General features: G+C 68.0%; 8 protein-coding genes. 6 read left to right on the forward strand and 2 right to left on the reverse strand.

Features of this window, described 5'->3' with window-relative positions:
- The first annotated feature begins 74 nt into the window (after nt 1-74).
- The 3 genes from SLNSH_RS02370 to SLNSH_RS02380 all read left to right on the forward strand — a co-directional run bounded on the left by SLNSH_RS02370 (nt 75) and on the right by SLNSH_RS02380 (nt 5,509).
- Nucleotides 75-1,868, forward strand: coding sequence for an acyl-CoA dehydrogenase C-terminal domain-containing protein (locus SLNSH_RS02370; RefSeq protein WP_106335047.1), 1,794 nt, complete (start codon nt 75-77; stop codon nt 1,866-1,868).
- A gap of 202 nt (nt 1,869-2,070) precedes the next feature.
- Nucleotides 2,071-3,279, forward strand: a complete 1,209-nt coding sequence (locus tag SLNSH_RS02375; RefSeq protein WP_106335048.1) for an acetyl-CoA C-acetyltransferase — start codon at nt 2,071-2,073, stop codon at nt 3,277-3,279.
- Between the two features lie 22 nt (nt 3,280-3,301).
- Entirely contained in the window at nt 3,302-5,509 is a 2,208-nt protein-coding gene (locus SLNSH_RS02380) for an FAD-dependent oxidoreductase (protein ID WP_106335049.1), read from the forward strand.
- 125 nt (nt 5,510-5,634) lie between these two features.
- On the opposite strand, the gene SLNSH_RS02385 is transcribed toward SLNSH_RS02380, so the two are convergent.
- Complete coding sequence (locus SLNSH_RS02385; protein WP_106335050.1) at nt 5,635-6,150, reverse strand: VOC family protein; 516 nt, start codon at nt 6,148-6,150, stop codon at nt 5,635-5,637.
- Between the two features lie 109 nt (nt 6,151-6,259).
- Complete coding sequence (locus SLNSH_RS02390; RefSeq protein ID WP_106335051.1) at nt 6,260-9,799, reverse strand: PAS domain-containing hybrid sensor histidine kinase/response regulator; 3,540 nt, start codon at nt 9,797-9,799, stop codon at nt 6,260-6,262.
- A 211-nt stretch (nt 9,800-10,010) separates the two neighbouring features.
- On the opposite strand from SLNSH_RS02390, the gene mscL reads away from it, so the two are divergent.
- The 3 genes from mscL to SLNSH_RS02405 all read left to right on the forward strand — a co-directional run bounded on the left by mscL (nt 10,011) and on the right by SLNSH_RS02405 (nt 13,114).
- Nucleotides 10,011-10,433: a large conductance mechanosensitive channel protein MscL gene (mscL, locus tag SLNSH_RS02395; RefSeq protein WP_106335052.1), complete on the forward strand. Its 423-nt coding sequence runs from the start codon at nt 10,011-10,013 to the stop codon at nt 10,431-10,433.
- 159 nt (nt 10,434-10,592) lie between these two features.
- Entirely contained in the window at nt 10,593-11,819 is a 1,227-nt protein-coding gene (locus tag SLNSH_RS02400; RefSeq protein ID WP_106335176.1) for a pyridoxal phosphate-dependent aminotransferase, read from the forward strand.
- Between the two features lie 122 nt (nt 11,820-11,941).
- Nucleotides 11,942-13,114 carry a two-component system sensor histidine kinase NtrB gene (locus SLNSH_RS02405; RefSeq protein ID WP_106335053.1) on the forward strand — a complete coding sequence of 391 codons (1,173 nt, stop codon included), beginning with the start codon at nt 11,942-11,944 and terminating at the stop codon, nt 13,112-13,114.
- The last annotated feature ends 82 nt before the right edge of the window (nt 13,115-13,196 follow it).

Below are 13,196 nucleotides of genomic sequence, written 5' to 3' on the forward strand. Positions count from 1 at the left end.
CATGGTTTATATATGAACTAAATCGCGGTCCCGCCGTTGTCGGCCGAACCGCGAGCCCCGAGGAGATGCCGCCCATGCCGTCCTACAAGGCTCCTGTCGAGGACGTTCTCTTCCTGCTGAACGACGTCTTCCAGATGCAGCGCCACAGCAACCTGCCCGGGTTCGCGGATGCGTCGCCCGACGTGGTGGAGGCCGTGCTCGGTGAGGCCGCCAAGCTCTGCGAGGAGGTTCTGCAGCCCCTGAACCGGGTCGGCGACCTGGAGGGCTGCATCCGGCATGAGGACGGACGGGTGACCACGCCGAAGGGCTTCAAGGACGCGGTCCACGCTTTCGCGGAGGGCGGCTGGATCGGCCTGGCGGCCGACCCCGAATTCGGCGGCCAGGGCCTGCCCTACACGCTGGCCGCGGTGGTCAACGAGTTCTCGTCCTCGGCCAACATGGCGCTCGCCATGTATCCCGGCCTGACGATGGGCGCGATCGCGGCCCTGCACACCCACGGGTCGCCCGAGCAGAAGGCTCTTTACCTGCCGAAGATGATCGCCGGCGAGTGGACCGGCACCATGAACCTCACCGAGCCGCACTGCGGCACCGATCTGGGGCTCATCAAGACCAAGGCGGTCCCGCAGCCGGACGGCTCCTACAAGATCAGCGGAACCAAGATCTTCATCTCGGCCGGCGAACACGACATCACGTCCAACATCATTCACCTCGTGCTCGCCCGCATCGAGGGCGCGCCCGAGGGCGTGAAGGGCATCTCCCTCTTCGTGGTGCCGAAGGTGATGGTGAGCGCGGACGGCGCGCTCGGCGAGCGCAACGGCGTGTCCTGCGGCTCCATCGAGCACAAGATGGGCATCCACGGCAACGCCACCTGCGTCATGAACTACGACGGGGCGACCGGCTGGCTGGTGGGCCAGGAGAACCGTGGCCTCAACGCCATGTTCGTGATGATGAACGAGGCCCGTCTCGGCGTCGCCATCCAGGGTCTCGCCCAGTCCGAGGTCGCCTACCAGAATGCAGTCGCCTACGCCAAGGATCGCATCCAGGGCCGCGCGCTGACGGGCCCCAAGGCCGCCGACAAGGCCGCCGACCCGATCATCGTCCACCCGGACGTGCGGCGTAACCTGCTGCAGATCCGCGCCTTCAACGAGGCGGCGCGCGCGCTGGTGCTCTATACGGCGCTGAAGAGCGACGTCGCCCACCGCGGCGGCGATGACAAGGAACGCCAGCAGGCGGACGACTGGCTGGGCCTCATGACGCCGGTGCTGAAGGGCGTGCTCACCGATGTCGGATTCGACAACGCGGTGCGCGCCCAGCAGATGTTCGGCGGCCACGGATACATCGCCGAGTGGGGCATGGAGCAGTTCGTCCGCGACGCCCGCATCGCCATGATCTACGAGGGCGCCAACGGCATCCAGGCGCTCGACCTCGTCGGCCGCAAACTGCCGAAGGACGGCGGCCGCGCCGTGATGGGCTTCTTCAACGAGGTCGGCGCCTACCTGAAGGAGAAGGGCGAGGACCCGGCGCTCGCGCCCTACTGCAAGCCTCTCGGCGGCGCGCTGCAGCACCTGCAGCAAGCCACCATGTGGTTCATGAACAACGCCATGGCCAAGCCCGACAATGCGGGCGCGGGCAGCGTCGACTACATGCACCTCTTCGGCCTGGTCGCCATGGGCTACATGTGGGTCCGCATCGTCGAGGCGGCGGCCGCCAAGAAGGCGGCCGGCGAGGGCGACGCCGCCGTTCTGGACGCCAAGCTGGTGACGGCCCGCTTCTTTATGGAGCGCATGCTGCCCGAGACCGCGGCCCACCTGGCGCGCATCTCGGCCGGCGCCGACTCCATCATGGCCCTGCCCGCCGAGGCGTTCTGAGTTCGGAACCCTTTCCCGCGCAGCGGGGGAGGGCAGGGAGGAGGCGGCCGAGCGCCGCGACGACGGTGGTTCGGCGCTCGATCGCCCACTCTGTCCGCTGCGCGGACATCTCCCCGCTGCACGGGAGAGAGTTCGCGCGCCGCAGTTCGTTACGTAAGATGACCCCAACCGCCGCACGCCGGCGGACTCCAGGGAGACACCAATGCCCGACGCCTACATCTTCGACGCCGTCCGCACGCCGCGGGGCCGTGGCAAGCAGGATGGCTCCCTGCACGAGGTCAGCTCCCTGGCGCTCGCCGCCCATGCGCTGCGCGCCATCCGCGAGCGCAACGAGCTCGATCCCAAGCGCGTCGACGACGTCGTGCTCGGCTGCGTCGATCCCGTGGGCGAGGCCGGCGGCGACATCGCCCGCGCGGCCGCCATCGTGGCCGACTACGGCGACGAGGTGCCGGGCATCCAGATCAACCGTTTCTGCGCCTCCGGCCTCGACGCCGTGAACTTCGCTTCGGCGCAGGTCATGGCCGGCCAGCAGGATCTGGCCGTGGCGGGCGGCGTGGAGAGCATGAGCCGCGTCGGCATCGGCGCCTCGGGCGGCGCCTGGCCGGTGGACCCGGCTATCGCCATCAAGTCCTACTTCATGCCCCAGGGCGTCTCCGCCGACCTGATCGCCACCAAGTACGGCTTCAGCCGCGACGACGTGGACGCCTACGCGGTCGAGAGCCAGCGCCGCGCCAAGGCGGCCTGGGACGAGGGTCGGTTCTCCAAGTCGGTCGTCCCCGTGAAGGACGTTAACGGCCTCACGGTCCTGGCCCACGACGAGCACATGCGGCCCCAGACTGACATGCAGTCGCTCGCAAGCCTGAAGCCGAGCTTCACCATGATGGGCGAGCAGGGCGGCTTCGACGCGGTGGCCGTGCAGGCTCACCCGGAGGTGGAGAAGGTCATCCACGTCCACCACGCCGGCAACTCGTCCGGCATCGTGGACGGCGCCGCGGCCGTGCTGGTCGGCAACGCCGACGCCGGCCGCGCCGCAGGCCTGAAGCCGCGCGCCCGCATCCGGGCCTTCGCCAATATCGGCTCCGAGCCGGCCCTGATGCTGACCGGCCCGGTGGACGTCACCAAGAAGGTGCTGCAGCGCGCCGGCATGTCGATCAGCGACATCGACCTGTTCGAGGTCAACGAGGCCTTCGCGGCCGTGGTGCTGCGCTTCATCCAGGCCTTCGACGCCGATCCCGCCAAGGTGAACCCGAACGGCGGCGCCATCGCCATGGGCCACCCGCTCGGCGCCACGGGCGCCATGCTGCTCGGCACGGCGCTGGACGAACTCGAGCGCACCGGCAAGTCCACCGCGCTGGTCACGCTCTGCATCGGCGCCGGCATGGGCACGGCCACGATCATCGAGCGCATCTGAAGCGGATCAGGGAGACACCACGATGGAACTCGCGAATTTCCGCTTCGATGTCGACGCCGACGGCGTGGCGCTGGCGACCTGGGACATGGCAGACCGCTCCATGAACGTCATCACCCCGCAGGTGATGGAGGACCTCGGCCGCATCGTGGACGAGGTGGCCGGCGACGCGGCGATCAAGGGCTGCGTCATTACTTCGGGCAAGGAGAGCTTCTCGGGCGGCGCGGACCTCACCATGCTGCAGGGGCTCGGCCTGGCCTACGCCCAGCTCGCCAAGCAGCAGGGCGAGGAAGCGGCCATGCGGTTCTTCTTCGACGAGAGCCGCAAGCTGAGCCTGCTCTACCGTCGCCTCGAGACCTGCGGGAAGCCGTTCGCGGCCGCCATCAACGGCGTGTGCCTCGGCGGCGCTTTCGAGCTGGCGCTGGCCTGCCATTACCGCGTGGCCTCGGACGACAAGGCCACCCGCGTTGGCCTGCCCGAAGTGAAGGTGGGCCTCTTCCCGGGCGCCGGCGGCGCCCAGCGCGTGGCGCGGCTGATGCCGACGGGGGACGCCCTCCAGATGCTGTTCAAGGGTGAGCAGATCCGCCCGGCCGCAGCCAAGAGCATGAACCTCGTGCAGGAGGCGGCGCCCCGGGCCGAGATCGTCGCAAAGGCGAAGGCCTGGATCCTGGGCGGCGGCAAGGCCCAGGCGCCCTGGGATGCGGAGGGTTATCGCCTGCCGTCCAACAAGGTTTACTCGCCCCAGGGCATGATGATCTGGCCGGCGGCGAACGCGATCTACCGCCGCGAGACCCAGGACAACTACCCGGCCATCAAGGCCGTGCTGCACGCCGTCTACGAGGGCCTGCAACTGCCCATGGACCTCGCCCTCAAGGTCGAGAGCCGCTATTTCGCGAACATCCTGCGCTCGCCGCAGGCGGCGGCCATGATCCGCACCCTGTTCGTCTCCATGCAGGAGCTGAACAAGGGCGCGCGCCGCCCGGCCGGCGTGCCGGCCTCCGTCATCAGGAAGGTTGGCGTCATCGGCGCCGGCTTCATGGGAGCGAGCGTCGCCTATGTCACCGCCAACGCTGGCATTGAGGTGGTGCTGATCGACCGCGACCAGGAGGCCGCCGACAAGGGCAAGGCGCATTCCCACAAGCTCATGACCGACCAGATCATGAAGGGGCGCGCCAAGACGGCGGATCGGGACGCGCTGCTCGCCCGCATCACGGCGACGCCCGACTACGCCGCGCTGGCCGACTGCGATCTCGTGATCGAGGCGGTGTTCGAGGATCCGCGGGTGAAGGCCGAGGTGATCGCCAAGGCCGAGGCCGCGATGCGGCCGGACGCCATCTTCGGCTCCAACACCTCCACGCTGCCCATCACCGGCCTCGCTGGCCACGCGCAGAGGCCGAACCAGTTCGTCGGCATCCACTTCTTCTCGCCCGTCGAGAAGATGCTGCTGGTCGAGGTGATCCTCGCGAAGCAGACCGGCGACAAGGCGCTCGCGGTGGCGCTGGACTATGTCCGGGCGATCAGGAAGACACCCATCGTGGTCAACGACGCGCGCGGCTTCTACGCCAACCGGTGCGTGGGGAACTACCTGCGCGAGGGCCACCTCATGCTCATGGAAGGCGTGCCGCCGGCCATGATCGAGAACGTCGCACGGATGGCCGGCATGCCGGTCGGTCCGCTGTCCCTGAACGACGAGGTCGCCATCGACCTCGCCCTCAAGATCGTCAAGGCGACGAAGGCCCAGCTGGGCGACGCCGCGGTCGACCCCGTGCAGGAGAAGCTGCTGGTCGAGATGGTGGAGAAGCAGGGCCGCCTCGGCCGCAAGAACGGCAAGGGCTTCTACGACTACCCCGAGAAGGGCCAGAAGTCGCTGTGGCCCGGCCTGAAGGACATCGCAGGCCAGCGCCTCGACCCGGACGCGCTCGACGTGGAGGAGCTCAAGCAGCGCTTCCTGGTCACCCAGGCTCTGGAGGCGGCGCGCTCGGTGGAGGAGGGCATTGTCACCGATCCCCGGGAGGCGGATGTCGGCTCCATCATCGGCTTCGGCTTCGCCCCTTACACGGGCGGGACGCTGAGCTACATCGACGGAATGGGCGCTAAAGCCTTCGTGGCGCTATGCGAGAAGCTCGCCGCCCGGCACGGCCCGCGCTTCGAGCCCAACGCGCTCCTGCGCGACATGGCCGCCAAGGGCGAGACCTTCTATGGCCGCGCCGCAGGGGCCAAGCGAGCGGCGTAAGCTCCCCGTCCTTGCGAGGAGCAAAGCGACGAAGCAATCCGGATGCAGGGCGAATCACCTGCGTGATTGGCGCCCTGCCGCCCTGGATTGCTTCGCTGCGCTCGCAAGGACGGAAAACGGGCGGGCTAGCCCTCCAGCTCCTTCAGCAACCCATCGAGGTCCAGCCGGCGCGTGACCATGGCCAGCGAGCCATCCGGGTTGCGCGGCCATTCGGATTCCGGCTTGTCCCAGTAGAGCTCCACCCCGTTGCCATCCGGGTCGTCCAGGTACAGAGCCTCGCTGACGCCGTGGTCGGAGGCGCCGCTCAGGGGATAGCCCGCCGCGATCAGGCGGCGAAGGGCGTCCGCCAGGTCCTTGCGGCTCGGGTAGAGAAACGCCGTGTGAAACAGCCCGGTCGTCCCGCGAGGGGGAGGGGAGCCGCCCCGGCTCTCCCAGGTGTTGAGCCCGATGTGGTGATGGTAGCCGCCTGCTGACAGGAAGGCGGCCTGGTCGCCATAGTATTGCTGCACCTCGAAGCCGAGCACGCCCGAGTAGAAGGCGATCGAACGTTGCAGGTCGGCGACCTTCAGGTGGACGTGGCCGATGCGCGTTCCCGCCGCGACGGGCGAGAAGGCGGTGGCGGAGGTGGCGGCGGCGCTCATGGCGGGTCTCCTGAGCCGGATGATGTTTCGCCAGGAAACATAGGCGCGCGCTGCGATCCCGAACATGCCGGCGCGCGCAAAGTTCGGCTTGCGCCCAGGCAGGCGCGCCTTATTCGGCGGCCGCCCGGGTGGCCCTCCATTGTGCCAGGAGCGCGCGCAGAGCCGCGGGCTTCAGAGGCTTGTTGAGCACGTGGATGCCCTTCTCGGCCGCCACGTCGCGCACGGTCGGCGTGCGGTCGGCCGTGACGAGCACGGCCGGAATGTCGGCGCCGAGCTTCCACCGCAGGGCCGTGATGGCCTCGATGCCGTCGCCCTCGTCCAGGTGGTAGTCGGCGATGATCACGTCGGGCTTCAGCCGGCGCCGGCGTAGCGCGCCCTGCGCGTCCTTCAGGCTGGAGGCCGTGACGGTTGCACAGCCCCAGCCCGTGAGCAGCGTGCCCATGCCGTCCAGGATGGCGGGCTCGTTGTCGATGCACAGGACGGCCATCCCGGCCAAAGGGGCGGCGGGCGCGGGCCGGGCGTCGCGCTGCGACGCCATGGCCGGCAAGGGCGCGGCGACCGGCAACTCGACCGTGAACACGGATCCCCGGCCCACCTGTGACTGCAGCCGGATGGCGTGGTCCAGCACGCGGCCGATGCGCTCGACGATCGACAAGCCGAGCCCGAGCCCCCGCGCCGCCCGGGCGCCCTGGTCGAGCCGCTGGAATTCGCGGAACACGGTCTTCTGCTTGGAGGGCGGGATGCCCATGCCGGTGTCCCAGACCTCTACCCGCGCGCGTCCGCGCCGGCGCCGCACCCCCACGAGCACGCGCCCCTTCACCGTGTACTTGATGGCGTTGGAAACGAGATTTTGCAGCAGGCGGCGCAGGAGCCGCCGGTCCGAACGGACCGTGAGAGAGCAGGGCGCGAAGATGAGCCTCAGCCCTTTCTCGCGCGCGACTGGCTCGAACTCGAGCCGCAACTGGTTAAGGATGTCGTCCAGGCGGAAGCTCGAGATCTCCGCCTTCATGGCCCCGGAGTCGAGCCGGGAGATGTCCAGCAGGGCGGTCAGGATCTCCTCCACCGCTTCCAGCGAGGCGTCCACGTTGCGGGCGAGGTTGCCGTCGTCACCGTCTCCCGCGCGCTCGACCAGCGACGTGGCGTAGAGCCTTGCCGCATTGAGCGGCTGCAGGATGTCGTGGCTGGCCGCCGCGAGGAAGCGTGTCTTGGACACGTTGGCCTCTTCGGCCTCGCCCTTGGCGCGACCGAGCTCCTCGTTCAACCGCTGCAACTCCTCCGTGCGCTCGCGGACGCGCCGCTCCAGCGTCTCGTTGGCGCGCTCGAGCGCCTCCTCGGCCTCCACGGCGGCCGTGATGTCCGTGTAGGTGGTCACGATGCCGGAGTCCGGCATGTGGGCCGAGCGGATCTCGATCACCTTGCCGCTGTCGTGGAGGCGCACGCGCACCGGCTCGACGTCGTTGACGAAGCTCTCGAGCCGGGCCGTGACGAACTCGTCCGGCTCGCCAGGTCCGTAGCTGCCGCGCGCGGCGTTGAACCTTACGATCTCGTCGAGCCCAGTGCCGACCCGGGCGAGAGACGGCGGCAGATCGAAGAGATCCTGGAACTCGCGGTTCCAGCACATCAGCCGCAGATCCTTGTCGAAAACCGTGATGCCCTGCCGGGCGTGGTCGAGCGCGTGCTGCAGCAAGTCGCGGTTGTATTGGATCGCCGCGGAGGCGTCGTCCAGCAGCTTGAGGGCGGCTTTCTTGGTGACGTTGCGACGGCGCAGCAGGAGCGACAGCACGAGGCGCGAGGACGCCGCTCCGATCGCGGAGGCCAGCAGGTGCTCGGCGTATCGCAGAAGATGGATGTCGGCGTCCCGCGACGGGTCGAGCGTCATGCCGCGGGCGGCCGAGAAGGACTGGAATGACGAGGTCGCCTGCCCGTCCCCGAGATACCGCCCCACGGTGGCCCGCAACTCGCCAACCGTCACCGTGGCGCGCCACAGCCGGAAGCTCTGGCCCATGGCCGGCATGTCGGGGGACACGAAGGTGCTGGCCTGCAGCCGCTCGATGGGCGTCGCCGGGCGGGCGAGAGAGAAGGCCACGAAGGCGAGCCCGTTGGCCGCCAGGCTCCAGGCTGCTCCCCGTGTGATTTCGCCGAGGCCGAAGCGCAATCCCTCGGGCCCGCCCGGCCCGATCAGGAACTTGTCCACGCCAAGCCAATCCACGCCGAGCGCGCCGAGCGACGTCAGCCAGTCCGGGTCGGCGACGCTTGGAACGAACAAGGTGGCCGCCCAAACGATCAGGCCGGCCACGATCCCGGCGGTCGCGCCCAGCGCGGTGGCCCGGCGCCAAAAGAGCCCGGCGAAGAACGCCGGCGCGATCTGGGCGATGGCGGCGAAAGAGATCAGACCGATGGAGGCGAGCGCCGCCTCTCCCATGTTCTTGAAGTAGAAATAGGCGAGCAGCATCAGCACCAGGATGGCCACGCGCCTCACGGCCAGGATCAGCCCGCCCATGTTGCGCGCCCCGGCGGCTCCCGTGAGCGCCCGTCGGCGCAGGAGCACCGGGATCACGAGGTCGTTGGAGATCATGATCGCGAGAGCTACGCACTCCACGATCACCATGGCGGTCGCCGCCGACAGCCCGCCCGTGAAGGCGATCATGGCCGTGAGGCTCTGGCCATGCCGCAGCGGCATCTCCAGCACCGCCATGTCGCGGTCGACGCCGAGCGGCAGCAGCAGGTCGGCCGCAAGCGCCAGCGGCACCACGAAGACGTTGATCAGCACCAGGTAGAGCGGAAACAGCCAGGCGGCCCGCCTCGTGTCGCCGTCGTCGCGGTTCTCGACGACCGTGACGTGGAACTGCCTGGGCAGGAGCAGGATGATCAGCCCCGACATCAGGGTCACGCCCAGGAAGGCCGGCCAGCCGGCCCCCCGGTCGAGGATCGGGGTCATGTCCGCCCGGGCCGCCGCCTTGGCCAGAAGGTCGCTGACGCCGTCGAAGAGCCCGTACACGACCGCCACCCCCACCAGGAGGAAGCAGAGAAGCTTCACGACGGACTCCGCCGCGATCGCCAGCATCAGGCCATCCTGGTGTTCGGTGGCGTCGACGTGGCGCGTGCCGAAGGCGGTGGCGAAGCCGGCCAGGATCAGCGCGATGATGAGCGCGAGGTCGCCCCCGAAGAACGGGCTCGACTGGGCCACGGCCCCGGGGTCAACCGCCTCCAGCAGGGTGGTGAGGGACGAAGCGATCGCCTTCAGCTGCAGCGCGATGTAGGGCACGCAGCCGATCACCGCCGTGAGGCTGACCAGCGCCGCCACGCGCTCGCTCTTACCGTAGCGAGACGCCACGAAGTCCGCGATCGAGGTAATGTTCTGGGATTTGGCGAGCCGCACGATGCGTCCGACCAGCCCGTAGCACAGCCCGATCACCAGCCCCGGGCCGATGTAGATGGCCAGGAAGTCCAGGCCCGAGCGCGACGCGAGCCCGACGGAGCCGAAGAAGGTCCAGGACGTGCAAAAGACGGCCAGCGCCAGCGCATGAATGGTGGGCCGCGCCCGGCCGCTCACCCAGCGCCGCCCGGCCGTATCACCGTAATGCGCAACGGCGAAGAGGACGCAGAGATAGACCAACGCGGTCAGAACAATGGACCAGCCGGCCAGCACGCGACGTCTCCGTTCCTTCGGGGTTCGTCAGTCTACGGCGCCCCTCGACGGGACGGAAGTACAGCCAAAACCTGCCAAATCACAAATATTAAAACTGAGGGTTGAAAATTTTCCGCACGGGTTTCTTTTCGCGTTCAATTGAGCAACTTTGCTTCCGGGCGGCTGCGGAAACGGAGCCGGAGACGTCATTTGCACGCTGGGAGAGATCGGCATGCTCCAGGAATTCAAAGCTTTCGCGATGCGCGGCAATGTGGTGGACCTCGCCATAGGCGTGGTCATCGGCGCCGCCTTCGGCAAGATCGTCGACTCGCTGGTCAACGACATCATCATGCCGATCATCGGCGCGATCACCGGCGGGATCGACTTTTCCAACCTTTATATTCCGCTCTCCAGCAAGGTGAGCTTCGGCATGGCCTATGCCGACGCCAAGAAGGCCGGCGCGGTGATGGGCCTCGGAAGCTTCATCAACACGGTCGTGTTCTTCATCATCATCGCCTGGGTCCTGTTCATGGTCGTGAAGGCGATCACCCGGCTCCAGAAGCAGAAGGCTGCCGAGCCCGCGGCGCCGCCAGCCCCGAGCAAAGAGGAGGTTCTCCTGACACAGATCCGCGACATCCTGGCCGCGAAGGCCTGAGCCTCACGCATCGAGCCCCGGCCATGCCGGGGCTTTTTCGTAGGCGCATCCAGCAGCCCCGCTGATCCCAACGATGACGAGAATTGACGAGACGCGGTCGCCGCAGCGTGGCAGAAAGACCGCTTCCGAATGGACGATCGAACCCCCAGCGACCCCGTGATGAACAGCTTTGCCGTGAACTCCCGCCCCGCCACTGACGACCAGGCCGCCTCGCCCGAGCAGGCGCTCCTGTCCGCCGTCCGGCCCGAGGCCGCGGGCGCGCCGGAAAGCGGCATCGTGGAGGTCTTCAACTACGGCCGCGGCCGCCAGGGCCTGATCCCGCTCTGGGTGGGGGAGGGCGACATGCCTACCCCGAGCTTCATCCAGGACGCCGCGACCCGTTCGCTGGCGGCGGGAGAGACATTTTATACGTACCAGCGCGGCTTGCCCGAGCTGCGCGACGCGATCTCCCGCTACATGAGCCGCGTCTACGGCCAGGCCCTGCCGGCCGAACGCTTCTTCGTGACGATCGGCGGCATGCACGCCCTCCAGATGGCGATCCGGGTCGCCGCCGGGGCAGGGGACGAGGTTCTCATTCCTTCCCCGGCCTGGCCCAATTTCCTGGGCGCGGTGGGGATCGGCGGCGCCGTGCCTGTCGAGGTTCCCATGGCCGTCGACCCGGTCCGGAATCGCTGGTCGCTCGATGTCGAGCGCCTCGCCGCAGCGGTCACGCCCCGCACGAAGCTCATCATCGTCAACTCGCCCGCGAACCCGACGGGCTGGACGGCCACGCGGGAGGAGCTCGAGGCGATTCTCGCCTTGGCGCGCCGCCACGGCCTCTGGATCATCGCCGATGAGATCTATGGGCGCTTCGTCTTCGACGGTTCGGAGCGCGCGCCCTCGTTCCACGACATCATGGCCGAGGATGACCGCATCATCTTCGTCCAGACGTTCTCGAAGAACTGGGCCATGACGGGCTGGCGCATTGGCTGGCTGGAATGTCACCCGGCGCTCGGCCAGGTGATCGAGAACCTCATGCAGTATTCATGCTCGGGCGTGCCGGCCTTCATCCAGCGCGCCGCCATCGCGGCCCTGGAGCAGGGCGAGGGCTTCGTCCAGCACCAGATCGAGCGGGTTCGCCGGGGCCGGGACATCATTTGCTCGGGCCTTGCCGCGACCGGGAAGGTGGAGTTCGCGGATCCTGCCGGCGCATTTTATCTGTTCTTCTCCATCAAGGGCGAGCAGGACACGCGCCGCGCCGCCCTCCGGCTCGTCGATGAGGCGAATGTGGGAATCGCGCCCGGAACGGCCTTCGGCGTTGGCGGGGAGCGCTACTTCCGCCTTTGCTTCGCGCGTCGCGCGGAGGACATCCAGGAAGCGGCCCGCCGCCTCGCCGCGGCTGTTTAATCTTCGTCGAGCGGAGCCTCACCCGACGAAGGGAGGTCACATGTCGCGATGCGGGATGGTTGCCTTCCAACCACTTGCACCCCAGTATATTGGGCCAGGGGCGGACGGCTGACACGGGCAGGATGGCGGATTTCCGCGACGGCGCAGCAATCACGACAGTATCGGACGCGCGACTCGCAAGCGTGCTGGACACGGCGGTCGATGGCATTCTCGTCATCGAGGAGCGCGGCAAGATCCTGGTCTACAACAAGGCCTGCGAGGGCCTGTTCGGCTATACGCCGGAGGAAGCGATCGGCCAGAACGTGCGGCTGATCATGCCCGCCGACTACGCCGACTCCCATGACCAGTATCTCGACAATTACCTGAGCACCGGCTCCAAGCGAATCATCGGCATCGGCCGGGAAGTGCGCGCCCGCCACAAAGATACGACCGAGTTCCCGGTGGAGCTCTCCGTCGGAGAGGCGCGTACCCCGGAGGGTCGTCAGTTCATCGGCATCATTCGTGATCTTCGGTCGCGCAAGGAAGCCGAAAGGCGCTTCAACGAGCTGCAATCGGACCTCGTCCACATGGCCCGCGTCTCTGCCATGGACGAAATGGGCGCGGCGCTCGCCCATGAGCTCAACCAGCCCCTCACCGCCATCATGCTCTACTTGCAGGCGGCGAGCCGGAGCATCACGCGGGCGGTGCAGGGCGCCCCGCTCCCGATCGACTCCTTCAGGCAGGTCTTGGAGAAGGCGGTCCACGAAGCGGAACGCGCCGGCGCGATCATCAGCCGCATGCGCCATTTCGTGGAGAAGCGCGAGCCTCAGCGTCGGGACGTCGACATCCGCGCCATCGTGGACGAGGCGCTGGAACTTGTCATGCTGGGCCAGCGGAACCCCCCGCGGGTGACGCGGAACTACGCGTCGGACCTTCCGCTCGTGTCGGTCGATGCGGTGCAAATCCAGCAGATCATCGTCAACCTGCTGCGCAACGCCAACGAAGCTCTGAAGGGCCGCGAGCTTCCCATGGTGACGATCGGCGCCGAGCGGCGCGCTGATCACATCGTGATCAGCGTGGAGGACAATGGCCCTGGACTCCCGCCATCCGCCATACCCACCTTGTTCAAGGCCTTTTCGACTTCCAAGCGGACCGGTATGGGGCTAGGTCTATCCATCTCGCGCACGATCGCGCAAAATCATGCGGGAGACCTGAAGGTCGACCCCGGCGGTAACGGGCGCGGAGCCCGATTCGAGCTCGAGTTGCCGATCAACGGCGGGGGCTCGCCCGCGTCGGCGTCGGACCAGCAGGGATGAAAAGGCGGTGGCACGCTTCAAGCGCCACCCTTAAATCGAATACTAGCCGCGTTCCGTCCACTCCGGACGATTGCGGATAGGC

Origin of the sequence: Alsobacter soli (assembly GCF_003004785.1) — a bacterium.
Classification (GTDB): domain Bacteria; phylum Pseudomonadota; class Alphaproteobacteria; order Rhizobiales; family Beijerinckiaceae; genus Alsobacter; species Alsobacter soli.

Coding starts and splice junctions, on each gene's coding strand:
- SLNSH_RS02370 (WP_106335047.1), top strand. CDS start 75: ATGCCGTCCTACAAGGCTCCTGTCGAGGACGTTCTCTTCCTGCTGAAC.
- SLNSH_RS02375 (WP_106335048.1), top strand. CDS start 2,071: ATGCCCGACGCCTACATCTTCGACGCCGTCCGCACGCCGCGGGGCCGT.
- SLNSH_RS02380 (WP_106335049.1), top strand. CDS start 3,302: ATGGAACTCGCGAATTTCCGCTTCGATGTCGACGCCGACGGCGTGGCG.
- SLNSH_RS02385 (WP_106335050.1), bottom strand. CDS start 6,150: ATGAGCGCCGCCGCCACCTCCGCCACCGCCTTCTCGCCCGTCGCGGCG.
- mscL (WP_106335052.1), top strand. CDS start 10,011: ATGCTCCAGGAATTCAAAGCTTTCGCGATGCGCGGCAATGTGGTGGAC.
- SLNSH_RS02400 (WP_106335176.1), top strand. CDS start 10,593: ATGAACAGCTTTGCCGTGAACTCCCGCCCCGCCACTGACGACCAGGCC.
- SLNSH_RS02405 (WP_106335053.1), top strand. CDS start 11,942: ATGGCGGATTTCCGCGACGGCGCAGCAATCACGACAGTATCGGACGCG.